Source organism: Burkholderia sp. BKH01 (assembly GCF_025685725.1).
Lineage (GTDB): Bacteria > Pseudomonadota > Gammaproteobacteria > Burkholderiales > Burkholderiaceae > Burkholderia > Burkholderia pyrrocinia_C.
Window position 1 is genome coordinate 262651 of the sequence record NZ_JAOTQT010000001.1, and the last position, 24419, is coordinate 287069.

General features: G+C 66.5%; 19 protein-coding genes. 4 read left to right on the top strand and 15 right to left on the bottom strand.

The window, feature by feature from the left end; all coding sequences use genetic code 11:
* Positions 1-119 precede the first annotated feature (119 nt).
* Positions 120-2399: an FdhF/YdeP family oxidoreductase gene (locus OEJ37_RS01205; RefSeq protein WP_263342907.1), complete on the top strand. Its 2280-nt coding sequence runs from the start codon at positions 120-122 to the stop codon at positions 2397-2399.
* A gap of 132 nt (positions 2400-2531) precedes the next feature.
* Here the strand turns inward: OEJ37_RS01205 and OEJ37_RS01210 are convergent, their stop codons facing one another.
* Positions 2532-3953: a purine-cytosine permease family protein gene (locus tag OEJ37_RS01210; protein WP_263342909.1), complete on the bottom strand. Its 1422-nt coding sequence runs from the start codon at positions 3951-3953 to the stop codon at positions 2532-2534.
* 388 nt (positions 3954-4341) lie between these two features.
* On the opposite strand from OEJ37_RS01210, the gene OEJ37_RS01215 reads away from it, so the two are divergent.
* Positions 4342-5265: a LysR substrate-binding domain-containing protein gene (locus OEJ37_RS01215; protein ID WP_047904165.1), complete on the top strand. Its 924-nt coding sequence runs from the start codon at positions 4342-4344 to the stop codon at positions 5263-5265.
* Between the two features lie 54 nt (positions 5266-5319).
* On the opposite strand, the gene argE is transcribed toward OEJ37_RS01215, so the two are convergent.
* From argE to OEJ37_RS01285, 14 genes are all read right to left on the bottom strand, one after another.
* Positions 5320-6483: an acetylornithine deacetylase gene (argE, locus tag OEJ37_RS01220; protein WP_263342911.1), complete on the bottom strand. Its 1164-nt coding sequence runs from the start codon at positions 6481-6483 to the stop codon at positions 5320-5322.
* Positions 6476-7153 (bottom strand): DUF1028 domain-containing protein, encoded by a 678-nt coding sequence (locus OEJ37_RS01225; RefSeq protein ID WP_174418538.1) that lies wholly within the window; start codon positions 7151-7153, stop codon positions 6476-6478. Before OEJ37_RS01225 ends, argE begins: the two co-directional genes overlap by 8 nt.
* Positions 7150-7599, bottom strand: coding sequence for a RidA family protein (locus OEJ37_RS01230; RefSeq protein ID WP_263342913.1), 450 nt, complete (start codon positions 7597-7599; stop codon positions 7150-7152). The genes OEJ37_RS01225 and OEJ37_RS01230 overlap by 4 nt, the downstream gene beginning before the upstream one ends.
* Before the next feature lie 75 nt (positions 7600-7674).
* On the bottom strand, positions 7675-9015 hold the full coding sequence (locus OEJ37_RS01235) for a flavin-containing monooxygenase (protein WP_263342914.1): 1341 nt from the start codon (positions 9013-9015) through the stop codon (positions 7675-7677).
* 256 nt (positions 9016-9271) lie between these two features.
* Complete coding sequence (locus OEJ37_RS01240; RefSeq protein WP_263342916.1) at positions 9272-10420, bottom strand: ferritin-like domain-containing protein; 1149 nt, start codon at positions 10418-10420, stop codon at positions 9272-9274.
* A gap of 30 nt (positions 10421-10450) precedes the next feature.
* Positions 10451-11380 carry a hypothetical protein gene (locus tag OEJ37_RS01245; protein ID WP_263342917.1) on the bottom strand — a complete coding sequence of 310 codons (930 nt, stop codon included), beginning with the start codon at positions 11378-11380 and terminating at the stop codon, positions 10451-10453.
* 52 nt (positions 11381-11432) lie between these two features.
* The gene (locus tag OEJ37_RS01250) at positions 11433-13058 is read right to left on the bottom strand and encodes a metallophosphoesterase family protein (protein WP_263342918.1); all 1626 of its coding nucleotides are present in this window, start codon (positions 13056-13058) and stop codon (positions 11433-11435) included.
* Complete coding sequence (locus OEJ37_RS01255; protein WP_174418532.1) at positions 13058-13861, bottom strand: hypothetical protein; 804 nt, start codon at positions 13859-13861, stop codon at positions 13058-13060. The genes OEJ37_RS01250 and OEJ37_RS01255 overlap by 1 nt, the downstream gene beginning before the upstream one ends.
* Complete coding sequence (locus tag OEJ37_RS01260) at positions 13858-14640, bottom strand: hypothetical protein (RefSeq protein ID WP_175919694.1); 783 nt, start codon at positions 14638-14640, stop codon at positions 13858-13860. Before OEJ37_RS01260 ends, OEJ37_RS01255 begins: the two co-directional genes overlap by 4 nt.
* On the bottom strand, positions 14637-17579 hold the full coding sequence (locus OEJ37_RS01265; protein WP_263342919.1) for a GTPase: 2943 nt from the start codon (positions 17577-17579) through the stop codon (positions 14637-14639). Before OEJ37_RS01265 ends, OEJ37_RS01260 begins: the two co-directional genes overlap by 4 nt.
* Positions 17580-17653: 74 nt before the next feature.
* On the bottom strand, positions 17654-18709 hold the full coding sequence (locus OEJ37_RS01270; RefSeq protein WP_263342920.1) for a deoxyribonuclease II family protein: 1056 nt from the start codon (positions 18707-18709) through the stop codon (positions 17654-17656).
* Between the two features lie 291 nt (positions 18710-19000).
* Positions 19001-19630 (bottom strand): hypothetical protein, encoded by a 630-nt coding sequence (locus OEJ37_RS01275; RefSeq protein WP_174418528.1) that lies wholly within the window; start codon positions 19628-19630, stop codon positions 19001-19003.
* A gap of 141 nt (positions 19631-19771) precedes the next feature.
* Positions 19772-20203 carry a hypothetical protein gene (locus tag OEJ37_RS01280; RefSeq protein ID WP_175946101.1) on the bottom strand — a complete coding sequence of 144 codons (432 nt, stop codon included), beginning with the start codon at positions 20201-20203 and terminating at the stop codon, positions 19772-19774.
* 87 nt (positions 20204-20290) lie between these two features.
* Positions 20291-21919 carry a tyrosinase family protein gene (locus OEJ37_RS01285; protein WP_263342922.1) on the bottom strand — a complete coding sequence of 543 codons (1629 nt, stop codon included), beginning with the start codon at positions 21917-21919 and terminating at the stop codon, positions 20291-20293.
* A 1011-nt stretch (positions 21920-22930) separates the two neighbouring features.
* Here OEJ37_RS01285 and OEJ37_RS01290 point away from each other — a divergent pair.
* Both OEJ37_RS01290 and trpS read left to right on the top strand, forming a co-directional pair.
* Positions 22931-23086 carry a hypothetical protein gene (locus tag OEJ37_RS01290; protein ID WP_174418525.1) on the top strand — a complete coding sequence of 52 codons (156 nt, stop codon included), beginning with the start codon at positions 22931-22933 and terminating at the stop codon, positions 23084-23086.
* Positions 23087-23289: 203 nt separating this feature from the next.
* Positions 23290-24303 carry a tryptophan--tRNA ligase gene (trpS, locus tag OEJ37_RS01295; RefSeq protein WP_174418524.1) on the top strand — a complete coding sequence of 338 codons (1014 nt, stop codon included), beginning with the start codon at positions 23290-23292 and terminating at the stop codon, positions 24301-24303.
* The last annotated feature ends 116 nt before the right edge of the window (positions 24304-24419 follow it).

The following is a 24419-nucleotide window of genomic DNA, read 5'->3' on the forward strand; positions in this document are numbered from 1 at the left end:
ACCTGCCCTGCACCCCGGGGCACGCATGACCGGTTCCGTCCACCGGACGGAGCCGCCCCACGCCGCGACGCGGCGCAACCCGAGCCGCCCGCACCGGGCCCGGCTCATGGAGATTCACAATGACAAATCGACGCGAAGTGCCAGGCATCAGGAAGTACGATGGGCCCGCCGGCGGTTGGGGCGCGCTTCGCGCGACAGCCGACGCCGTGCGCACGCAGATGGAAACCATCGAGGCGCCGATCGTGCTGATGCGGACCAACCAGCCCGATGGCTTCGACTGCCCCGGCTGCGCCTGGCCCGACAAGGAACACAAGTCGACGTTCCAGTTCTGCGAGAACGGCGCGAAGGCCGTCACGTGGGAAGCGACGACCAAGCGCGTGACGCCCGAGTTTTTCACGGCGAACACGGTGTCGTCGCTGCTGCGCATGTCGGACTACGAACTGGAGAACATGGGCCGGCTCACGCATCCGCTCGTCTACGATCGTGCGACCGACACGTTCCGCGCGATCGAATGGGACGACGCGTTCGCGCACATCGGCGAAGTGCTGCGCGCGCTGCCGCCCGAGCAGGTCGAGTTCTATACGTCGGGCCGCGCGTCGAACGAAGCCGCGTACCTGTACCAACTGTTCGCACGCGAACTCGGCACCAACAACTTCCCCGATTGCTCGAACATGTGCCACGAGCCGACCAGCGTCGGCCTGCCGCAGTCGATCGGCATCGGCAAGGGCACCGTGTCGCTGGAGGATTTCGACCACTGCGAGCTGATCATCTCGATCGGCCACAACCCCGGCACGAACCACCCGCGGATGATGGGTACGCTGCACGAGTGCTCGCGGCGCAACGTGCCGATCATCGTGTTCAATCCGCTGCGCGAACGCGCGCTCGAACGCTTCGCGGATCCGCAGGACATGATCGAGATGGCGTCGTTCGGCTCGACGCGGATCGCGTCGACGTACTACCAGCTCGACGCGGGCGGCGACGCGGCCGCGCTGAAGGGCATCATGAAGGCGCTGCTGCAGCTCGAAGCCGAGCGCGGCGACGTGCTCGACCGCGACTTCATCGCGCAGCACACCAACGGCTTCGACGCGTTCTCGGCCGACCTGCAGGTCACGTCGTGGGACGACATCGAGCGCGCGAGCGGCCTCAGCCAGGCGCAGCTCGAACAGGTCGCGCTCGCCTACGCGAAATCGAACGCGACGATCGTCACGTACGGGATGGGCGTCACGCAGCACAACAAGGGCACAGCAACCGTGCGCCTGATCGCCGACCTGCTGCTGATGCGCGGCAACATCGGCAAGCCCGGCGCCGGCATCTGCCCGCTGCGCGGCCATTCGAACGTACAGGGCAACCGCACGGTCGGCATCACCGAGAAGCCGTCGGCCGAGTTCCTGAAGAAGATCGAGGACGTATGCGGCTTCACGCCGCCCGCGCATCACGGGCATGACGCCGTGCAGGCAATGCAGGCGATGGTCGACGGCAGCGCGAAAGCGCTGCTGTGCCTCGGCGGCAACTTCGCGGTCGCGCTGCCCGATCCGGAGCTGTCGTTCCCGGCGATGGCGAAGCTCGACCTGAGCGTGCATCTCGGCACGAAGCTGAACCGCTCGCACCTGCTGGTCGGGAAGGAAACCTTCATCCTGCCCGTGCTCGGCCGCACCGAGCTCGACATGCAGGCGAGCGGCCGGCAATCGATCACGGTCGAAGATTCGATGTCGATGGTCCACGCATCGGCCGGCAAGCTCAAGCCGGCGTCCGACCAGTTGCGCTCGGAGCCCGCGATCGTCGCGGGGATCGCGCATGCGACGCTGCCGGCGAGCAAGGTCGCATGGCTCGACCTGATCGCCGACTACGACCGTATCCGCGACCTGATCGACCGCACGGTGCCCGGCTTCGAGGCATTCAACGAGCGCATCCGCACGCCGGGCGGTTTCCGGCTGCCGCTGCCGCCCACCGAGCGCGTGTGGCCCACGGCGACCGGCAAGGCGATGTTCTCGGTGTACAAGGGTGTCGCGGAAGACGCGGAAGTGCTCGGCGGCGAGCATGTGCTGCGGCTGATCACGCTGCGCAGCCACGATCAGTACAACACGACGATCTACGGGCTCGACGACCGCTATCGCGGCGTGTTCGGGCGGCGCGACGTGCTGTTCATGAACCCGGCGGATCTCGCGAAGTACGGGCTCGAACACGGCGACCTCGTCGACATCGAGACGATCACCGCGTCGGGCCGGACGCTGCGTCTCGAGAAGATCACCGCGATCGAGTACGACATCGCGCCGGGTTCGGTCGGCGCGTACTACCCGGAAGCGAACGTGCTCGTGCCGCTCGACTACATCGACAAGGAAAGCGGCACGCCGTCGTACAAGTCGGTGCCGGTGCGCGTCGCGCGCTCGGCGGTCGTTTGATGCGCGGGCAGGCTTGCGGCGCATCACCCGCCGCGGGCCTGCCTTCGTCATGTCGAAACGCTTCCACGGCCCACCGCATCTCGACCGATGCGGTGGCCCCCTCTTCCTGCTCCGCTGCGAAAGGCGCCCCGCTTACTGCGCTGCAGTCGGCGGCAGATGCGCACCGCCCTGCCGGCGCCGGTACGCGCTGTCGCGCGACGCGAGCCAGTAGTACAGCGGCGACGTCAGCGCGAGCCCCACGAGCCACGACAGGTCCGCGCCGCCGAGATGCGCGGGAATCGGGCCCGCATACATCGGCGTGTTCATGAACGGAATCTGCACGAGGATGCCGATCGCATACGCGAGCAGCGCCTGCGGATTGAAACGGCCGTAGATGCCGCCGTCCGCCATGAAGATCGACTTGATGTCGTAGTTGCCCTTGTGGATCACGTAGAAGTCGATCAGGTTGATCGCCGTCCACGGCACGAGCACGACCAGCAGCGCGAGCACGAGATCGACGAGGTTGCCGACGAAGTTCGTCGACGCACCGATCGCCGCATAGCAGCACGCGACGAAGATCACGACCGACACCGCGGCGCGGGTTTTCGCAGTCGGAATCCACTTGTATGCGAACGTCTGCACCGACGTGATCACCGCGAGCACCGCGCCGTACAGGTTCAGCGCGTTGTGGCTGATCACGCTCAGCAGGAACAGCACGAGCATCATCGGGCCGAGCGGGCCGGTCGCCTGCTTGACCGCATCCATCGTGTCCGCGCCGGCCGGCACCGCAAGCACCGCGACCGCGCCGAAGATGAACGCGAGCGTCGAGCCGATCGTGCAGCCGAGGTAGGTCGCCCAGAACGTCGACGCGACGCCGACATCCTCCGGCAGATAGCGTGAGTAGTCCGATACGTACGGCGCGAACGCGATCTGCCACAACGCCGACAGCGATACCGTCGCGAGCCAGCCCGCGAAGTCGAAGCCGCCGCGCGTCAGGAAATCGTCGGTCGTCACGTGCGTGAGGATCATCCAGAAGCCGACCATGATCCCGATGCCGAGCACCCATGTGCCGATGCGGTTCAGGATATGGATGAAGCGGTAGCCGACGATGCCGATCAGCCCCGAGCCCACCGCGCCGATCACGATGCCGACGGGCACCGGCACCGACGCCGCGATGCCGTGCACCGACTTGCCGGCGAGCACGATGTTCGACGCGAAGAAGCCGACGTACATCACGGCCGCGATCACCGTGACGAGCAGCGCGCCCCACGAACCGAACTGCGCACGGCTTTGGATCATCTGCGGAATGCCCATCTGCGGCCCCTGCGCGGAATGCAGCGCCATCAGCACGCCGCCGACCGCCTGGCCGACAACGATCGCGACGATGCCCCACATCAGGTTCAGGTGGAAGAGCTGCACGCCGAGCGCGCCGGTCACGATCGGCAGCGGCGCGATATTGCCGCCGAACCAGAGCGTGAACAGATCGCGCACCTTGCCGTGGCGTTCCGCGGGCGGCACGTAGCCGATCGTGTGTTTCTCTATCATCGGGGACGCGTTGCGGTCCACGTTCGTCATGGTGAAGTCTCCTGTCCTGCGCGGCGATGCGCGCTTGCCGTTTCAGCCGGCGCGCGTTGGGGTGCGCGCGGCAATCGGGTCCGGATACGCGAGCGACGACGCGCCGCGTGCACGCGCGGCGGTGTCGGCCGAAGCGGACAATGCGCGGCATGCGGGGACGGATGACATGTCCCGCCGTCACGTGTGCGGCCTCGTTGCGATCCAGATTGGAGACGATGGTGCGCCACGCGCGCCGGGGCCGGAAAATACTAAAAATATTTCCGGGACATACGAAAAAGCTCTGTAGCGGAAATTCTGGCGCCGGCAGTCTTCAGGTAAGGTGCTACGCGAAACCATGGACAGAATTCGCCCGCGGCGGCATGCCGGGGGCCGGGTATCAGAGGTGCTTGTGGCTCACTACACTTTGCGGCAACTGAAGTATTTCGTGACGACCGTCGAATCCGGCAGCGTCGCCGAGGCGTCGCGCCAGCTCTTCATCGCGCAGCCGTCGATCTCCAGCGCGATCAAGGGGCTCGAGGAAAGCTTCGGCGTGAAGCTGTTCATCCGCCATCACGCGCAGGGTGTGTCGCTGACGCCGAGCGGCACACGCTTCTACCGGAAAGCACAGGAGCTGCTGCGCATCGCGCACGAATTCGAACAGAACGCGCTCGCCGACAACGACGTGATCACCGGGCAGATCGACATCGGCTGCTTCGAGACGGTCGCGCCGCTCTATCTGCCGCAACTGATCGCCGGGTTTCGCGAGCGCTACCCGGGCGTCAACATCCGGCTGCGCGACGGCGACCAGCAGGAACTCGTGCAGGGCCTGACGTCCGGCACCTTCGATCTCGCGCTGATGTACGACCACGATCTCGACGGCACGATCGAAACCGAGCCGCTGATGCCGCCGCAGCAGCCGTATGTGCTGCTGCCGGAGAACCACCGGTTCGCGGGCCAGCCGCACGTGTCGCTGCGCGACCTCTGTGTCGAGCCGATGATCCTGCTCGACGTGCAGCCGAGCCGCACGTATTTCGTCAGCCTGTTTCATGAGCTCGGGCTGACGCCGAACATCGTGTTCGGCTCGCCGTCGATCGAGATGGTGCGCGGGATGGTCGGCCAGGGCTTCGGCTTTTCGCTGCTCGTCACGCGCCCGCATTCCGAATACACGTACGACGGCCGGCGCGTCGTGACGATCGGCCTCAGCGAAACGGTGAGCCCGTCCGGGCTCGTGAGCGCACGCCTGAAACGCGGGCAGCTCACCAAGCAGGCGCAGTCGTTCGTCGATTTCTGCCGCGAGCGGCTCGCGCAGATCGTCGCGGAATCGGCGCGATAACGAAGCAAACGACACACGCGCCGCAGGACGGGCGCGTGCGTATCGGCAACCCGATCAGGCGGCCGCGGAAAAATGCGCGACCAGACGGCCCAGCATCGCGTCGCATCCGTGCAGCTGTTCGAGCGTGACGAACTCGTCGGGCTTGTGCCCCTGATCCATGCTGCCGGGCCCGCACACCACGGTCGGAATGCCCGCCTGCCCGAACAGCCCGCCCTCGGTGCCGAATGCGACCGTACCGAACGCATCGGACCCGCTCAGCATCGCGAGCAGACGCGCGGCTTCGCTGTCCGGCGCGGTCGCGAGCCCTGGGTACGCACCCAGCGGCTGCAGCTGGATGTCGGTGTCGGGCTGCACCGCGCGCATCCTCGGCAACAGTTCGGATTCCGCATAGTCCCGCAGCTTCCTCGGCACGTCGTGCGCGTCGAAGTCCGGCAGCGCACGCACCTCGAAATCGAACTCGCATTCGGCCGGCACGATGTTCAGCGCGCGGCCGCCCTTGATCAGCCCCGTCTGCACGGTCGAGAACGGCGGATCGAAGCGGCTGTCGTGCCGTTCGGGCCGCGCGAGCGACGCACCGATCTCGCCGAGCCGGCCGATCAGCTTCGCCGCATAGTCGATCGCGTTGACGCCCGACGGCGCGTACGCCGAGTGGCACGCGGCGCCCTTCACGTGGCAGCGCATCGCGAGCTTGCCCTTGTGACCGAGTACCGGCTTCAGGCCGGTCGGCTCGCCGATCAGGCACAGGCGCGGCCGGTGCTCGCGCACGGCCAGTTCCGCGAGCATCGGCCGCACGCCGAGACAGCCGACTTCCTCGTCGTACGAGAATGCGAGATGCACGGGCACGCTCAGCGGCCGCGCGACGAACTTCGGTACGGCCGCAAGCGCCGACGCGATGAAGCCCTTCATGTCGGCCGTGCCGCGGCCGTACAGGCGGCCGCCGCGCTCGGTCAGCCGGAACGGCTCGACCGTCCACGCCTGCCCGTCGACCGGCACCACGTCGGTATGGCCCGACAGCGCGATGCCGCCGCGATCGCGCGGCCCGATCGTCGCGTACAGGCTCGCCTTCGTGCGTTCCTCGTTGTAGAACAGTTCGCTCAATACACCAAAGCCCGCGAGATAGTCGCGGATGAACTCGATCATCTCGAGATTCGAATCGCGGCTGACCGTCGCGAACGCGATCAACCGTTCGAGCAGCGCGCGGCTCGACGTATCACTCATCGCCCGGCACTCCGTAGCTCGGCGCGGCGGTCGGGTTCAGCGCGCGGGTCTGGTAATCCTGCATCTGCGGCCGATACGCGCGCCACAGCGCGTCGAGCTGCCCGATCGGGTCGGCATCGGCCCAGTCGACGCGCAGGTCGACCACCGGCCAGGTCACGTCGCCGGCCACCTTCAGCGCGGCCGAATGCACCGGCCCCGCCTCGCCGCCGGCTGCCATTGCCGCGTGCATCGCGGCCAGCAGGCGATCGGCGAGCAGGCCGGGCGCCTGTTCGAATTCACGCACCATCGCATCGATCACGGCCGGCGCGGCCAGCAGGTTGCCGGCCGCCACGCATTGCTCGCCCTTCACCGCGTGATGCGTGCCGAGCGCTTCCTTGCCGGTGAAGCATGCCGTCTGCCCTTGCCCGTCGATCACCGTGACTTGCCGATACTGGCTCCAGCCGTTCGCGCTGAGCGCGCGGTCGAGCGCCGTGGCGGGCGCGAGCTGCTCGTGCTCGATCAGGTCGAGAATCTGCGGGCCGAGCGCCGGCAGCGTGATGTTCTGCGTCGCGACGGCGCCCACGCCCGCGCGCACCCACGGGCAGCGCGCGCCCACCGCGATGCTCGACGAGCTGATCGCGATGCCGAGCTGGCCCGTCTCCGGGCAGCGCCCGACGATTGAGAAAGTCATGTCGCCCCCTGTGCGCGGTTCGGCTGCCAGTTGTCCGGGATCACCGCGATCACGTCGATCTCCATCAGCCACTGCGGCTGGCCGAGCGCGGACACGACGAGCCCCGTCGAGATCGGATACACGCCCTTCATCCACTTGCCGACTTCCTGGTACACGGGCTCGCGGTAACGCGGGTCGATCAGGTAGGTCGTCGTCTTCACGATGTGCGTGAGGTCGCTGCCGGCTTCCTCCAGCAACTGCTTGACGTTCTTCATCGCCTGCCCGGCCTGCGCGCGCGCGTCGCCGAGGCCGATCAGGTTGCCGTCGAAATCGGTGCCGACCTGGCCGCGCACGTAGACGGTGTTGCCGGCCCGCACGGCCTGGCACAGGTCGTTGTCGAGCGTCTGGTTCGGGTAGGTATCCTTCGTGTTGAACATGCGGATACGGGTATGAGTGGGTTGGCTCATAGAAATCCTTCAGTCGTCGATGATCACGCCGCCGCACCGGACGCGAACGCGGTGCGGCAGGCAGCATGTGTTCGGTCAGTTCACCGCGTCGGCAAGCGGCTGCGCGTCGGCGTGCGCCGCGGCGCCGTCCTGCTCCGGGCGCGATGTCGAGCGGCGCCGCGATGCGTCGTGGTATTCGAGGTAGGTGCGCTGCGTCGCGATGTGATCGGCGATGTGCCGCGCGTCGTGCCACACGCCCCAGATGAAGCTGGAGCCGCGCCGCGACAGCCACGGCAGCCCGAGGAAATAGATGCCGGGCTCCTTCGACACGCCGCGCTGGTGCTGCGGCTTGCCGTTCGCCGCGAATGCGTCGACGTTCAGCCAGCCGTAGTCGACCGCATAGCCGGTCGCCCAGACGATCGACGTGACGCCCGCGCCGGCGAGGTCGAGCGCGAGGATCGGATGCGCGACGCATTCGGGGTCCGGCAGGATCTGGCGGGCTTCGGGTTGTTCCGGCAGGTCGAGGCCGTTGCGTGCCGCATAGGCATCGGCCGCGTCGAGCAGCGACAGGTAGTTTTCGTCGCCGCGTGCGAGATTGATCGCGAGATCGCGTTCGAATGCGACCACGCCGCCGTCGAACGACTTCGTCAGCCCGACGAGCGTCACACCCTGGTTCGCCAGCTTGCGGAAATCGACCGTATGGCCGCCGCGCGCGCCGCTCACCGCGATCGTCACGTGTTCGCGGCCGGGCGTCGCGACTTCCTTGTCCCATTCGCCGAGCACGCCGAGCCACCAGCAGAAATCGCGGCCGCGATACGCGCGCGGCGGGCGATCGTGCGGGCCGACCGACAGGTAGACCTGCCGGCCCGCGCGCTGCAGTTCGTCGGCGATCTGCACGCCCGACGAACCCGCGCCGACCACCAGCACCGCGCCCTCCGGGAGCTGGCCCGGGTTGCGATAGTCGGCGGAATGGAGTTGCACGAGGCGCGCGTCGTCCGGCGCGATCGGCGGAATCACCGGGCGCTGGAACGGCCCTGTCGCGACGACCACGCGGTTCGCCTCGATCGTGCCGTCGGATGTCTCGACGACGAAACCCGGCTTGCCCGTATTGCGCACGACGTTCTTCACGTCGACGCCGGTGCGGATCGGCGCGTTGAACTTGCGCGCATACGCTTCGAAGTAGTCCGCGACCTGGTCTTTCGACGCGAACGCATCGGGATCGAGCCCGTCGAATTCGAGCCCCGGGAAGCGGTCGTGCCACGCGGGGCCGTTCGCGACCAGCGAATCCCAGCGCCCCGTGCGCCAGCGTTCGGCGATGCGGCTGCGCTCCAGCACGAGATGCGGCACGCCCAGCTTGCCCAGGTGCTCGCTCATGGCCACGCCGGCCTGACCGGCGCCGACGACGAGCGTATCGATTGAGGTTGTTTCGACTGCCACGGCTGTCTCCTTCTGAAGTGCGGCTCGATGCGACGTTCTTGCTGTCGCACGAGTTGGAATGGAGACATTCTGCTGACACACCGCCGGCGGCGAAATGATGATTTTTGTTGGTGTTGATGAGCAAAAAGCTGGGTGTGGACGGGGTGACCGGCGGCGCGGGCCGGCCACCACGGCGGGCGCCCGCCTTACCCACTGCGCGGATGGCAAGCCACGCCCGCCGGCGCGGCGCGCATGATCCGCGCCGCGCGTCACACGCCTACACCGGCGGGTTCACGTTACGGAAACGCGGGCCGTAAAACAGCGGCTTCGACAGATCGGAATAACTTCGCAAGTATGCGAACTCGTCCGGATACAGCGTGCCCAGCCGCGCGAGCGCGGCCGTCGGCACCGGGTGGCGCAGGATGTTGAAGCACGACAACACCCGCAGATCCACCATCCCGTGCACCGCCGCGCCGAGCGACTTCCACGAGCCGCCCGCGGGGCCGTTCCACACGACGTCGAGCGTCGCGAGAATCGTCGAGAACCCGGTATCGAATGCATCGAGGTCGGCGCTCACCGCAGCCTGGTTCGGATCGAGCGCGAGCAGTGCGGCGTAGCCGTCGCGCGGCACCGCGAGCGTGTTGACGACCACCGGTGCGTCGAGCGCGGTGCCGGCAAAGAATCGCGGCTCGGTCTGCCGGTCGAACGGCACCGGCGGCACCGGCACCTGATAGCACGCGCCGTAGTACAGCTCGGCGAAGCGGGCGTAGTGCGACTTTTCTCCTTCGAACGCGCCGGACGTCAGCACGTCGCCCTTGCAGGCCCCTTCGCCCTGCTGAAGGATTTCGTCGATGCCCGCATAAAACGCGTCGACGGGATCGGCATCGGGCGAGTACGTCACCGTCGTGAAGCCGATATCGTCGCCTACCTGATTCGACGTGCCGCCCGCCTTCACGGCAGCCCGCACCGCGTCGGCGTTGCGGGCGATCGCATCGCGGATGCCCGCGTAGAACGCCGCGATCGTCGGATAGGTCTCGGTCCGCCCGAGCTGCTTCAGCAGGAACGCCGGCATCTCGATCCGCATGAAATTCTTCAGTTGCGGCTTCGAGTACTGCGCGAGTCCGACCTTCAGGTCGGGCTCCGCGCCGCCCGGCAGGCCATGCACCGGATAGTCGATGCGGATGCCGCGAAATTGCGGCGTGCCGCCCAGCGCGGCGAGCAGGTTGGACACGATGGCCATGTGCACCATCTCTTCCATCACGACGCTGCGGATCGCGTTGTACGCCGAATAGTTCTGCACTTCGAGCGAGAACATCGCGGACAGGTAGAGCGGCAAGGTCGAGTATTCGAGTTCGATGGCGCTCTGCAGCGCGGTCTTGATCCAGGCCAGATCGCGATCCGCCGGCGATACGGTGCTCGGGTTCATGGCGTTTCTCCTGTCGGTCGGCGTCGATAGTCAATAGAACAGTGCGTAGGAAGTGTCGCCGAGCCGGTACGGCACGACACGGGCCGCGCCCGACGGCGTCGCGGTCGAGCCCACCGGCGTCCAGCCGAGGCAGTCGGCGTGGATCCGGTAGACGGCCGTCGTGCCGTCCTGCGCGATGTACGTGATCAGATACGGCTCGCCATGCGCCCACGGCACGCAGGCCGCGCTGCTGATACGCAGCGCGTCGGGCAGCTGACCCTGCAGATAGCTGCCGACCTCGACGGTGCCGAGCGCGGGATTGTCCTGGATGTGATCGATGTTCACGTTGAGCTTCGCCGTGTTGATCTTGAAGAAGAAGTTGGCGCCGCCGAGCTGGAAGAACGAGAACTGCGTCCAGCCTTTCGCCCACTGGTGATACCAGACGTTGAGCGCGAGCAGCGGCGGCACGCCGCCCTTCGACACCGGCGTCACGGCGACGCTGAAGTTGGCGACCTGCCCGGTGTTCACGTCGTAGCCGAGCAGATATTGCTGGCCGAGCGACGTATACGGCGCGATGTCGGTGAAGTTGTGCGTGGGCGTGTTGCGCGGCAGTGCGAACGTATACGGCGGCGAGGTCGCGAGCCCCTCCTTGACCGTGAAGAAGCCGAACGTGCCGGTGTCGGCGCGGTACGTGAGCAGGTAGTGAACGTTGCCCAGCACGAAGGTGTCGAGGTTGTCCCACGGCCCGCCGGGCAGATCGAGCTTCGCGTCGACGGCGCTCACCCACGGCGCCTGCCCGGTCAACGCGTAGGCGTCCGTCCTCTGCGTGGCCTTGTCGTAGGCGATCAAATGGGTCCGCTCGCCGGTCCGCAGCACCGTGAAGCTGCTGTAGCCGGCAGGCAGCTGCGCACCGCTGCATACCTGCTCCAGTGCCACCTGGTCCGATCCCTTGACCGGACTGATCGAATAGATGCTGCTCATATGCATGCGCTCCTCTGGCAATGAACGATCGGACGAGCGGCGCCGCGCCGGCTCAGGCAATCGATTCGACGTAAATCGGCAGGGGCGCGGGATCCGCGCCTTCGATCTGGAAATAGCTGAGCCGGGCCGGCTGTCCGGCCCCCATCAGCTCGAGCAGCTGGAAGCCGCGGTTGTACCAGCCGTCCGTCAGGCCGAGCGTCAGGTCCGGCCTCTGCAGCGGAACCGGGAATTTCTGCGCGTAAGGCGCTTCGCTCGCCTGAACGGGGATCGCGCTGTGTCCCGCGCAGCGCCCTTTGGGCAGCGGCTTGAAGATCCGTGTGGCATCGCCCTCGCCCGTCGGCCAGTCGGCCGGCCGATAGCCGTCCGCGAAAATGCCGAGATTGTGCTCGTGGCCCCAGATCCACGCGGCCACCCGTTCGCCGAACGTCGCGCCGAACTGCCGCCACAGCGCGGTGTCCACCCACGCGCGGTTGAAGTCGGCCGGATCCGGCGCATTCGATCCTGCAAGCGGCCGCTGCGCGATACCGCATACGTCGAGCGCCGAATACAGCTGGTGATGCGACAGCAGGATCGAGCGGCCGGGAAAATGCGCGAGCTTGTCGAGATGCCAGGCGAGCTCGTCGGGGCGCACGAACACCTGATCGGCCGGCGCGGTGGGGTCCCGGCGCGGCAGGTCGGCGAGCGATGCGTGACGGAAATACGGGTTGACGTCGGCTGGCCAGTGCGGGCTCGCCGCCGCGCCCGCGGCCTCGACCGGGCCGATGTGCAGCCGCGCGAGCGTCGCCTGCTGCGCCGAGGCCGCGACGTTCATGTAGTGCCCGTGATAGCCGGTGTCGAGCCCGAGAAACTGCCAGCCGTCGTCGGCGCTGCGCAGACAGAAATAGCTGGCGGCTTGCCGCTGCGACGGCTGGTCGATCAGCGCGCCGGAATCGAGCGCCTGCAGGTACGCGACCGCGCCGGTGAAGTACTCGTGATTGCCCGGCACCGTAAAGAACGGCACGCGCTGCTTTTCGCTGCGCAGCACGTCGCGCACCAGGCCGACCAGCCGGTGCTCGGTCTCGAACTGCGTGCCGGAGAAATAGACATCGCCGAGATGCAGGATCGCGTCGGGCTCGAACTTCAGCGCGGCGACCAGCACCGCGGCGGCGACATCGGTACCGGTGCCGATGTCGCCGACGATCGCGATCCGCGCGCGCGACGGCAGCCGCCACTCGATCACGCCGTAGCCCAGGTCGCCGTTGCCGGGACCGGGCGCCTGCCATGACCGGTACTGCGGCTCGCCCCCCTTGTGGAACGGGTATTGCCAGTAGTACTCGTAGTACTGCACATACATCTGCTGCCACAGCGGATTGCCGAATTTGTACTGCTGCGTCTGCTGTTCCAGGTCGCGCTCGATGTCGGCCGCCCCGGCGATGCGCGCATGCGCACGCCGGTGATGCAGGTACGACAGATAGGTTTGCACCGCCGCTTCGTCGTCGCTGTCCGCCGCCGGCGGGTCGAGCGGCAGGTTGTCGTGCATCGCGCGGCAATAGCGGTCGGTGGCGTCGACGAGCGGATGCCCGCAATCGATCGCGGCAGCCGAATTGCGTTCCGCGCCGGGCGCACTCGCGAGCACCTCGGCCACGCACGACTTCCACAGCGCGAGATGCGGCGCCTCGAAATGCTCGATCGGCTTCATCACGCCTCCGGCTCGCGCGGCGCGGCGCGCGATGTGCGTGGCCGCGCAAACTGCAGGTTGATGCTGCTGTCCTGCGTCAGGTCCAGGCCCGGCCAGTCGTCCCACAGCCCCGCCGGCAGCGCGAGCGGCCGTGCGGCTGTCCGCAGCACCGGCGTCGTCAGCGCGGCGAGCCCGTCGAGTGCCGCACCGGGCTCCACGTGTGCACCCGGGCCATGCACCCAGGCAACCGCGTAATCGTTGCCGCAGCACACCAGCGCGCCGTCGATGCCTTCGGGCGGATGCGCATGCAGTGCCGCCGCCCACGCATACGCCGCCGCGAGGAAGTCCGCGGGGCTCAGGTCCGCACGCCGCGCGCCCACCAGGTGCCGGACGCTCCCCAGCATCCAGTCTGCCGGCCGGTCGAGCAGGAAGTACGGCTGCTCGGCCTGCAATGCACCGCTCGCGGCGCTCAATGCGGCCGGCACTTCGGGCAGCTTGCTGCGCGCCATGTCGTACACGTCGCCGTGCAGGTTCTGGTAGATCCGCACCGCGATCGCCTTCGTCGCGCGATCGTGCGATTGCGGGGTGGCCCAGAACATCAGCGCGGTCTGGTCGGGCACGGCGGGCGGTTTGCCGTCTTGCGGCACCATCGTCGGCAGGTAGGCGCGCAGGCCGACCGGCGGTTGCAGCAGCGCGCATGCGGGTACGAACACGCTGCCGAGAAATTGCGCGAACTGCGCGTAGCCGAGCGCGGGAGACCGGAACCCACGCCACACATAGACCGCATCCGGCGCGACCGGAAAGGTTTCCTCGGGCGTGTTCATCCGCGCGCCTCCCGCTCGAACTGGAGGTTGAAACTGCTGCCGGCGCGCACGTCCATGCCCGCCCATTCATCCCACAAACCGATCGGCAGAAAGGTCGGCGCCGGTGCAAACGTCTCGCTCCAGCCGGTCAGCAACGGCTGCAGCAGCGGTATGCCGGTGGCGCCCTGCGCGGCGCCCACCGCCACCGGTCCAAGCTCCCAGTACACGAGATAGTCGGTGCCGACGCACGCGATCGCCCCATCGAGCTGCACGGTCTTGCCGATCTCGGCCAGTGCCTTCGCGATCGACGCGCGGAACGACGCGGGATCGACCGCAGCCGGGCGCGCCGCCACCACGTGCCGGACCGCGCCATGCATCCAGTCGGCCGGCTGGTCGAACAGATAGACCGGCTGGTCGGCAGTGAGCGCGCCGGCGAACCGGACCGGGAAATCGGCGCGGCTCTGGTTGTCCTGCGTCAGATACACCCCGCCGTGCGTGAGCGTGTAGGTCCGCACCGCGAGCCGCGTGAAGCCGTTCCAGTACGTCGACTGCGATTCCCAGAACAGGATCGCGGTCTCGTCGGGCACCGAATCGGGCTTGCCCGGCAGCCCGGCCGGCACGGTCGGCGCGTACGAACACAGGCCCGCGTCGATCTGCATCTTCACGGTGGCCGGCACGAACACCGTGCCGAGCTTGTTCATGAACTGGCCGAGTGCCAGCGACGGCAGCCGGAAGCCGCGCCATACCCGCACCGCGTCGGGCGCGACAACCCGGGGGGCGGCAAGATCCTGTTCGCTCATCGCGGTTCTCCCGATTCGTAAATGGCGGCGGGACCGTCCGGGCGCAGCGCGGCTGCGGCGAAGGGCACCTCCGGCTTGCCGGTCCTGACGATCGAGTCGGCGACCTTCGCGAGCCAGCCGGCCGGCGGCGGCGTCTCGCGGTTCTTGCCGTAGCGGCATTCGTTCGGGAACTGCCAGTGCCGGTTTACGCAGAACTGACACGATCCTTGCGTGCGGCCCAGGTAACCGCCGGTCGCGGTGTCCTGCCAGGCGAGCTGGCCATGCGCATACAGATCCGCCAGCACCGAGGCCATCTGCGCATGCGGTTCGACGTAGTACGGCGCGAGCGTGCGATAGGCGTCCGGAAACCGATGCGCGAGCCAGACCCGCGCCGCGGCCGCCGCATCGGCGTTGGCCGGCAGCTGGATCGCGACGTAGTCGTCCGGGTAGCGCGGATCGGGCGGCGTGACCGTGAAGCCGTTGGCCGGCACCAGCGCGGCGACGCAAGCCGGCTGCGCCTGCGCGAACGCCGCCCAGTCACCCGGGCTCAGCCGGTACTGCGACAGGAAATTGCTGTTGTACGAGAAGTGCGGCGTGATGACGAGCCGCGTGCGGCTCTGGTAGCGCTGGCCGTCGATCGTCACGTCGAAGTCGATATAGGCCGGATGCTCGGGATCGGTCGTTTCGCGCAGCAGCGTGAAATCCTTGTCGACCGGATGCGTCGAGATCGGCGGGTCGCGCTTCACATGCGCGCCGAACGCCGAGTAGAACATGTTCCAGCTCGACTGGCTGACCACGTAGAGCACCGCCGGCCGCGTCTGCACCATCTGCTTGATCGCCCACGCGTTGCGGCTCACGCAGTTGTCGACGATGGTCGCGATGCTCGCGGGGCTGCCGCCGAGAAAACCGGCGTTCCAGTGCGGCGACGCGCACGCGACCATGTCCAGCTGGCAGACATCCTCGCCGACGCGCAGCGACGCAGTCGGGTGCCCCGCATGCCGCAGCACGCCCTCGAACTGGTCGAGCACCGGGACGAACTGCATGTAGTAGCCCTGGGGCTGCTGCAGCACTTCGACCTGGATGCCTTCGGGCACCGACACCTGCGCGACCAGCACGTCGCCTTTTTCGAAGCGGTTGCGCGGCGGATACGGATCGAACAGCAGCACGTACGGAAACTCGCCCCGCTTGCCGGGCACGGCGACCACCGTATCGGCCGCATCGCCGTCGTAGCGCACCGTGATGGTCCAGGCCGCGCTCGCGTCGACGCGGGTCGCCGCCGTCACCACCCCGCCGCGCGGTGCGACGACCTGGCCTTCGGGCAGCATGAAGCGCCGCACGAAATCGAGATCCAGCTTTTCCTGGTAGACGCTCCGGTAGCGGTAGTACCACGCATACTTCGCCCACGCGCTGGTGTCGTCGTCGGACGAGAAATCCGGATAGCACCATGCCGCCCCCGTCTGGCCCGGCAGGAACGCGGTCAGGTTCGGATTGATGCCGATCGTCATGATCGGTGCCTTGCGGCAGCCGTCGATCACCTCGCCGTTCGGAAACGCGGGCGGCCGCGTGCGCCCCTGCACCCAGCGCGACGCACCGTTGTAGCCGGCGCTCGCCGCGTACGGCACATTGACGTCGAAATCGAATGCCGTATACGGGCCGTAGGTGCGCTGCTTCAGATCCTCGGGCCAGAAGAACGAGCAGGTCCCGCACGCGCGCACCTGGAATGCCAGCTGGACTTCGAGCGGGTCCTGCGCGTCGTGCGGCACATGGTCGCGGCTCGGGTTGTAGACCGCCGATCCTTCGCCCGCGATCGTCGCCCACGTGGCGAGCGCGCCGTTGTAACTGGTCAGCATGCCGAACGTGGTGTAGATCAGCCCCGACCAGTCGGCGCGGGTGGCATCGGCGATCGTCCTGCCGTGCCGGGTATGTTTCGGCACGACCGGGTCCGAGATGTTGCGTACGCAGGCAAAGCGCACGCCGAGCCGGTTCGCTTCCTGCGCGATGATGGCGTCGTCCATCTCCAGGCACGCATACGCGTCCGCGCGCCGGCCCTCCGCGATGTAATAGAAATCCGTCGTGAGCAGCGGCGTGTCCTTGAGCGGCAGGACCGCCGGCGCATTCAGGCACGCCGGCCGCAACGCGTCGTTGAGCAGATCGTCGAGCGTCAGTTCGCTCAACCCCGGATCGTTCGGATGCAGTGCCTTCAACTGGTCGAACAGGCTTTGCAGCGACTGCTGCGTCACGACCTGATCCATCCGGAACAGCAGTTCGCGTTCCACGTCGCCGAGCAGCGCCGTCAACGGGTACCAGGTCGGGCAGCGCGCCATGTTGCCGTCGTCGGGGCTCGCCGTGTTCTGCGGCCGTTGCAACTCGAGCAACGTCGCGTTGGCGACGACCGTATCGCCGAGCCGCTGATCGGTGCGCGCCCCGCCGGCCGTGCCGATCGTGTAGATGCGATCCGGCCGCGCATCCTCGACGATGCAGCGCACCATCGCCGCGAGACCGTCCAGCCACGGCGAATGCGCCAGATGCGCATTCGACTTGAACAGCAGCACGTTCCAGGGCCGCCCCGACCGGTCGACGATCCGCACCATCTGGAACAGCCCCCACAGCGTGCCCGCCTGCGTGTCGGCGGAATAGCCGGACGCCCCGCGGCAATACGGCAGCCAGCCGTCGCGCCAGCCGTATTGCGACGCATCGCCGACGGTGTCGCTGTTTACGAACACGTGATCGAGCGCGAACCATTCGGCGCTCGTCCACGTCAGGATCACGATGTCGGCGCGCGGTAGCGGATCGTACGGCGTGCGTGCGCCCGATGCGATGCGCACCGGCGCCGACTGGCCGATCTTCCGCCAGTCGACGGGCGGCAGGCTCGGACTCGTGCGCGGCACGACTTCCGGCGCGATGTCGGTGTGGCGGGTCAGGGTCGAAGCGAGCGTATCCGGCAAGGCATTCGCATTCATGGCGACACTCCGGGAAGAAGGGGAAAGCGGGTCGATCCGAACGGGACGATCGGGGCTGACGACGCGCACGAGTGCTACGACGCCGGCGCGGTATGCGTTGCCTGAATCATCTCGAGCGCCTGTGCGCTGGTTTTGCCGGGCGGCGGAATGATCGTGTCCGTCTGCGACAGCGCTTTCCACAGCACCGGATCCTGGAGCGCGATCGTGCCGCCGCCGCGCTTCTCCTGCGACACCATGCGGTTGATGTCGCCGACGCACACCCAGTTGTCGGTCGTGGTGATGCCCCACTTCGCGTGGTCCTGGGTTTCCGGCCAGGCCCATGGCGCGCCGAGCTTGCGCAGATCGATGTACTTGACGTCGAAGGTCTTGTGCACGCCGTCGCTGTCGAGGATCGGCGGGATCTTGCCGCGGATCCAGGTCTCGACGTCCAGGTCGGCGCCGAGCGTGGGGCCGACGAGATCGTTCCAGAAATCCTTGCCCCACTTGCGGTTCTTCGCGATCACCTTGAACGACGCGCCGCCGCGCGTGCTCAGCGGCACCACGCTCGAATCGCCGGGCGTCGACACGCTGAGCGGCTTGGTCAGCACGGTCAGAGGATGGTCGGCCGGCAGGTTCGCGGTGCGCGGCAGGTAAACCTGCGGCTGCTGGTTCAGCGCCATCTGGGCGGCCAGCTTGCCGGCCGTGCCGAGATCGAGGCTCAGGCACATGAATGTCTGTCCGTACAACGGCGTCGGCACGCCAGGTTCGGCCGGGCTCGCATACTTCGGCCAGGAATGAAGCAGCCAGAAGGCGGAGTCCGTTGCCGTGTCGAACGCGATGATGCCCTTCGTGTGGCCGAGCGTATCGTTGTTGCTGCGATCGGCGTCGGCCGGCATCTCGTCGTTGTAGAGAACCCAGCCAAACGTCCCGACCGGGTTGCCGAACACCGCATCGAGCGTGTAGAACAGTGCGCCCTGCTTGTCGTTCATCAGGTTCGGTGATTTGGTGAACGTGCCCACCGTCCGGTCGTAATACGCGTATTCGTAGCCGGTGGCGCCCGCGCTGTTCTGGCCGCCGGTGAGTTTCGGCACCTTGTAGGCAAACCACATGTCGACCGGTTGATTCCGTTCGTCGCGCGCTGAAATGCTCATGATGTTCCCCGTTACATCTTGACGCCGCGGGTGCGGCAATCGGCGCCCGGTACGACGGCGCGCCGTTCCTCTCGCGTACACGCTCGTTGCCCGGAGCCTGCGCGAACGCCACTCCGCGCACGACGCAACGTCCGATGCGGCAATGCGCGGGCAAGCAGTTGCCCCGCGCATGCCGGCCGATGCCGTTGCGCTCCGTTCGCTCGCCGCCGAATGCATGGTCTTTCTTATTGCAATCGACCTACGCCACGATCATGTTCCGCCCGATACGTTCTCCAATTTATTTTTGTCATCCTAAGTAATTTGGCCGTTTTTATTTCGCAAGCGATCTTTCAGCGATACCTCTCCGAGCGCAGCCCGATCGCTCAGTGCGTAGAACGCCAGCATGCTCACGAGCATCGAAAAAGCCACGCCGCTCGTATCCCAACGCAGCCCCAGACCGAACGCCAATGCCTTGATCGCGGTCATGCCGAGTGCCATGACGAGCAACATCCCCGCACATCCAAGCGCGACCCGAACCGGAGCCCGAACAAGCACGCGCACCGTGCTGCGTCGATGCCTGTCCTTGCGGTCGGCTTCGCGCAGAATCAACAGCGCCAGCATGGCCAGCATCGACATCGGAAACCATTGGAGATGGAGCACGAGCGTATTCCACATGGCGCCGGCATCGAGCGTTCCACCGCAGATGTTGAGAATGGCATCGAGGGGGGACCGCATCGCATCGAGCGTCAATCCCGCGCAGATGGCGGCCATGCACCAGAGCATCGACCGACGCGCACACCTGCCCGGCGATCCGCTTCTCGTCGAATAGCCGGCAATGCCGCAGGCGATCGCACCGATGCCATTCCATATCCAGCTGGGAGGGGCACCATGCAGCCTGGTCGGCAAGTCGCAGGCCAGGTAACCGAGGATCGCGAACGCCATCCCGCCGCGCACTCGTTCGGATATCGAAAGAATGGCCGTTCGCGCAGGCGCGATCCCGGCGCATGCGCGGATCGCGTCCGTCACCCTTGCCGGACGCCGGGCCGTGTCAGCCGGCGGCGCAGTCGGAGAAGTCATGGCCGTTCACGCGGGATCTCTCATCACCGCATACCACGAGCACACCACACCGGCCGGCGCGACGCCGCCGTTGCCGCTCGCATGCGGAACCGTACGGACGATCGAACCGGTCAGCGCCGGACGCTGATCGATGCCATTGGGCCAGGGTGCGCTCACGTACCCGACATAGTCGTATACCCATTCCTCGCCGCTGACCACGCCGCGCCCCTGGAATCGTACGGTGCCCGGATTCCCGTAGCTGATCCAGCCGTTGAGCTGCAGCTCCCATCCCGGGCCGAAAATGCGCCCCTTGAAAATGCCAGCCGGCGCCTGCGCGATCTCGATCGTGCCGAGGCCGAATTCAAGATCGTTGAATGCGGTGGCCGGGTCTGGATCGTTCAGGAAACTGCGATAGGTCCACAGGCCCACCAGACTCCCGGTTTCGGGTGTGTAGCTCATGCCCGCGCCTCCCCTTCATGTCCACGTTGTCGAAGTACCCGGGTGAACCGGCGCCAGGCGATGGCGCCGGTTCGTCACGCGCGGCGGTTACCGGACCTCGACCCGGAACAGTTTCGGTGCGGCTTGCGGAACCGCGCCGGCGACGGCCTGCGAAGCGGGAGGTGAAGCGGGTTGCGTCTGATGGCGTACGCCGTCACGTGTATGAACCTCGACCTCGTACTGAGCACCCTCCACCGCACTTTCCGCGAACTGGTTCAGCGGAAAGAACGCCTTCACTTCGAGGTGCGTCTGGCAGTTTGCGCAGTACTGCACGCTCCAGCGGCTCAGCACGGCCTCCGTGTCGAGCAGGTGCCGCTCGCCGTCCACGTTGACGTACGCGGACACGAGGAACGACCCGGCAATCGGCGCACGATTCAGCCCGGAGACGCGCACGACCTTGCTGCTGTTGCCGGCCGGCACGGTCGCCGCCGCCAGCGAGGCCTTCGGCAGGTTGTCCAGCGAACCGGGGCCGTACGTGTAGCCGAGCTGTTCCTCGATGTTGATGCAGTCGAGCGACGTATAGGCGCGCTCCTTGCCGTTCTCGCTCTTCTTGAACGGATCGAGCGGTGATTCGAGCGTGAGCCACGAGTTGGGTACCGTGCCCGGCGTCGGCCCCTGCGAGTCGACGGAGTTGGTGCCCGGATAATCGGCGATGACGTCGAGGTGCTGCGTGAAGCCATGCCGCTTCTGCCACAGCCAGAACACGCGATCGATGAAGCAGTGGTGGAAATAGAAGATCGGGTCGAGGCCCGCCGTATCGTTTTCGCCCATGTCGCCGTTGGCGCCCGGAATGGGCGAGAAATCGCCCTTGTTCGGGCCGTGCGGCACGTCGAACCCGCCGACGGCAAGGTGAATCTTGTTGTGCGGCGACTCGAGCGGGACGACGGGAATCGCGCCGGCCGGAAGATTTTCGTTCCACTGGGCCGCGGACGTCGTATTGGAAAACACCGTGTAGTTCGGCGCGTCCAGGCACTGCTCGTACTTGCTCTTCACGTTGGTAGGCACCACCTTGCCCTCCACGATGATGTACGACGTGAGCCAGTCCACGATGTTCCGGTTCAGCAACATGACGTTCTCCGTGGGGTCGGGGAACTTGTCGTTGTGCTTTTTGGTGGCCTCTCGGTCCTTGTCGGTGCCCACGAGCCCCGATAGCGGGTAGCGAACCGTGACGTAGGGCAGCGGCTTGCTGTAGTTCGGATCGTCGCCGTTGATGTTGTCGGTGATCGCCCTGTTGAACGAGAAGGAGGCCAGCGGGTTCGGAATCTTTTTTCCGTCGAGCTCGAAATCCGGGTCGGTCAGTGCCCACGGAATGCCGTTCGTCAGCGACTCTTCGCCGGTTTCGTCCCAGAACGGCAGCATCACCTGCTCGCAACCGGGGATGCTCTGCAGCGCCCGTTCCAGCCGCAGCAGGTAAGCACGATGCCAGGTAGGGAACAGCACGTTTCCGTGGTTGCAATAGCCGCCCCAGTAAGACGCCGATCCCCAGCCGGCGCCGCGGAACGGTTCGCCGTGGAAGCCGCCGATCATGAAGAACGAGTTCGGATCGTCGGGCGGCAATTCCTTGATGCCTTTCCACGCGCGCATCAGGTCTTCCAGCGGCTTTTTGTTGCCTTTCCGATATTCGACTTGCAACGATTCGATCGACGGACGAACTCTGACTCCAGGTGCGTTATTCATGATGTGTCCAGTCTCCTTCGTGGGTAGCGTTACGGCCTGGCCGCCATGTTTTGAACGTAAGCAGGTAATTCATAAAGCATTGAAACTCGCGTTCAATCGAATTCTTTTTATTCAAATATCGCCTGGCATTTTGAAAGCATTAATCAGCGGACCATAGGCAAGCCCGCGTGGTCACCTGATCGCCTCCATGGGTGGCGTGGACACGCGCAACAGGCGCAGCACGCCCTCTGAAAAGGGGCTGCGCCTTCAGATCGTAGGGATGCCGTGGTGAATCGATACCGGTTCGGCAGGCACAAATGCCTGGCAAAGTGGCCGTGATACCCCGATAGCGTTTTATCCTGATTTGGTATGAGTAAATAAAGCAGATGGAATTGGTTTTCGCAAGGAGAAGGCGAGCGGAATTATCAAAAAAATCTGGAGGCGGAAGTGGTGATTGACCCGTTTAATTTTCAGAAAGGATCGTGGCCATTTGCGACGCGATCGTAAAAACCCGGCGCCGGAAAATCGCAGGTGCGTAACGGCGTTTATTAATGCAATCGGCCGACGGGTACCTTACGAGCGTCGGCTGTCGCTCGGCCGGTGTCATCGTTTCCGGCCGGGGGGCGCGGATTGTCGAGCCACCGACAGCCAACCGGTGCGTACGCCGGGCACGGGTCGATCGCAGCGGAAACACGCGAATGCTGTTTGTGTCGATAGCTGACCGGCCGCAGACCACGACGGTCGACGGAAAGGCCATTCGACGTTCCCCCCGCGGCCCCTATCCCCGACAATTCTTGACTGTGCCCACACCGCCGAACTGGTAGGATGCCCGTCGCCTCGGCAGACACGGCAGCCAGAGGACGTTCAACCGTCCCTTTTTTATGCCCGCAACCGGTCAACCCTGCCGTCCCGCCCAGGCGACACGGTGCTCCAACCGCACCCCAGCCCCCGTTGAACCCCGCAACACCCCGGCGTCGCCCCACCCGACCCGTTGCAGCAACCGTTGGAGTGGCGCCTCGCGCGCCAGCAAGCATGAAGAGATTGAAACCGCCCACCCGCCCCCCGCGCAACAAAGACCGTACGCCACTGGTGCGCGCGGGTGCGCTGCTGCTGATGGCCGGCCTGCTGTACCTGCTGTGGCCGTCCGCCGAAACCGCGTACGTCGCGATGGAGTCGGTGGTGCGCTGACGCTCAGCCCGGCGCTACGTTATACTTTGGCGATGGAAACCAAACCTGCCCTGCCGAACCTGCATTGCTGGTGGCGCGCCTGACCCAGGCGGCCCGTTTCCTTTTGCATGTCCCAAACGTGATGCCGCCAGCCATGGCGGCATTCGCGTTTCTGCGCTGACATCATGGCTGGCGGCTTCGACAACCCGGAGCCAACGACCACCATGACCCACCCGAACCGCCCGACCATCCTTACCGGCGACCGCACCACCGGCCCGCTGCACCTCGGCCACTACATCGGCTCGCTGCGCGCACGCGTGCAGATGCAGCACGAAGCGCGGCAATTCCTGCTGCTCGCCGATACGCAGGCGCTGACCGACAACATGGGCCGCCGCCAGCGCGTCACCGAGAACGTGATCGAGGTCGCGCTCGACTATCTCGCCGTCGGCATCGATCCGGCGATCTCGACGATCGTCGTGCAGTCGCAGGTGCCCGAGCTCGCCGAGCTGTCGCAATACCTGCTCAACCTCGTCACGGTCGCGCGCCTCGAACGCAATCCGACCATCAAGGAAGAGATCCGCCTGCGCGGCTTCGAGCGCGATATCCCGGCCGGCTTCCTGACCTACCCGGTGAGCCAGGCCGCCGACATCACCGCATTCAAGGCGACGCACGTGCCCGTCGGCGACGACCAGTTGCCGATGATCGAGCAGACCAACGAACTCGTGCGTCGCTTCAACGCGACCGTCGACCAGCCGGTGCTGGTCGAATGCGAGGCCGTGCTGTCGGCGGTCACGCGGCTGCCGGGCATCGACGGCAAGGCGAAGATGAGCAAGTCGCTCGGCAATGCGATCACGCTCGGCTCGACGCCGGACGAGATCGCGCAGGCCGTGAAGGACATGTACACGGACCCGAACCACCTGCGCGTGAGCGACCCCGGTCAGGTCGATGGCAACGTCGTGTTCACGTTCCTCGACGCGTTCGAGCCGGACGTGCAGAAGGTCGATGAACTGAAGGCGCACTATCGGCGCGGCGGCCTCGGCGACAGCGTCGTCAAGCGCGTGCTGAACGAACGGCTGCAGGCGCTGATCGAGCCGATCCGTGCGCGCCGCCGCGAATTCGAGGCCGACAAGGCCGAGGTGATGGCGATCCTGAAGCGCGGCACGCTGCATGCGCGGGAAGTCGCGGGTGCGACGCTCGCGGAGGTGAAGGGCGCGCTGGGGCTCACGTATTTCGATTGAGCGGCGCAGGCGGCAAACGCGGTGCGAGGACGATGCGCGGCGGAAAGCCGGAGCGGCATCCAGGATGCGCAACCGGATGCACAACGCGCCGCCGGTCGTGGCGCACTGACCACGCC

What these genes read in the sequence shown, in the direction of transcription:
- OEJ37_RS01255 (WP_174418532.1), bottom strand. Translation starts at nt 13,861, where the DNA reads ATGAACACGCCCGAGGAAACCTTTCCGGTCGCGCCGGATGCGGTCTAT.
- OEJ37_RS01250 (WP_263342918.1), bottom strand. Translation starts at nt 13,058, where the DNA reads ATGAAGCCGATCGAGCATTTCGAGGCGCCGCATCTCGCGCTGTGGAAG.
- OEJ37_RS01275 (WP_174418528.1), bottom strand. Translation starts at nt 19,630, where the DNA reads ATGGCGTTCGCGATCCTCGGTTACCTGGCCTGCGACTTGCCGACCAGG.
- OEJ37_RS01230 (WP_263342913.1), bottom strand. Translation starts at nt 7,599, where the DNA reads ATGAGCCAACCCACTCATACCCGTATCCGCATGTTCAACACGAAGGAT.
- argE (WP_263342911.1), bottom strand. Translation starts at nt 6,483, where the DNA reads ATGAGTGATACGTCGAGCCGCGCGCTGCTCGAACGGTTGATCGCGTTC.
- OEJ37_RS01265 (WP_263342919.1), bottom strand. Translation starts at nt 17,579, where the DNA reads ATGAATGCGAATGCCTTGCCGGATACGCTCGCTTCGACCCTGACCCGC.
- OEJ37_RS01280 (WP_175946101.1), bottom strand. Translation starts at nt 20,203, where the DNA reads ATGAGCTACACACCCGAAACCGGGAGTCTGGTGGGCCTGTGGACCTAT.
- OEJ37_RS01270 (WP_263342920.1), bottom strand. Translation starts at nt 18,709, where the DNA reads ATGAGCATTTCAGCGCGCGACGAACGGAATCAACCGGTCGACATGTGG.
- OEJ37_RS01210 (WP_263342909.1), bottom strand. Translation starts at nt 3,953, where the DNA reads ATGACGAACGTGGACCGCAACGCGTCCCCGATGATAGAGAAACACACG.
- OEJ37_RS01205 (WP_263342907.1), top strand. Translation starts at nt 120, where the DNA reads ATGACAAATCGACGCGAAGTGCCAGGCATCAGGAAGTACGATGGGCCC.
- OEJ37_RS01260 (WP_175919694.1), bottom strand. Translation starts at nt 14,640, where the DNA reads ATGAGCGAACAGGATCTTGCCGCCCCCCGGGTTGTCGCGCCCGACGCG.
- OEJ37_RS01245 (WP_263342917.1), bottom strand. Translation starts at nt 11,380, where the DNA reads ATGAGCAGCATCTATTCGATCAGTCCGGTCAAGGGATCGGACCAGGTG.
- OEJ37_RS01240 (WP_263342916.1), bottom strand. Translation starts at nt 10,420, where the DNA reads ATGAACCCGAGCACCGTATCGCCGGCGGATCGCGATCTGGCCTGGATC.
- OEJ37_RS01290 (WP_174418525.1), top strand. Translation starts at nt 22,931, where the DNA reads ATGAAGAGATTGAAACCGCCCACCCGCCCCCCGCGCAACAAAGACCGT.
- OEJ37_RS01285 (WP_263342922.1), bottom strand. Translation starts at nt 21,919, where the DNA reads ATGAATAACGCACCTGGAGTCAGAGTTCGTCCGTCGATCGAATCGTTG.
- trpS (WP_174418524.1), top strand. Translation starts at nt 23,290, where the DNA reads ATGACCCACCCGAACCGCCCGACCATCCTTACCGGCGACCGCACCACC.
- OEJ37_RS01225 (WP_174418538.1), bottom strand. Translation starts at nt 7,153, where the DNA reads ATGACTTTCTCAATCGTCGGGCGCTGCCCGGAGACGGGCCAGCTCGGC.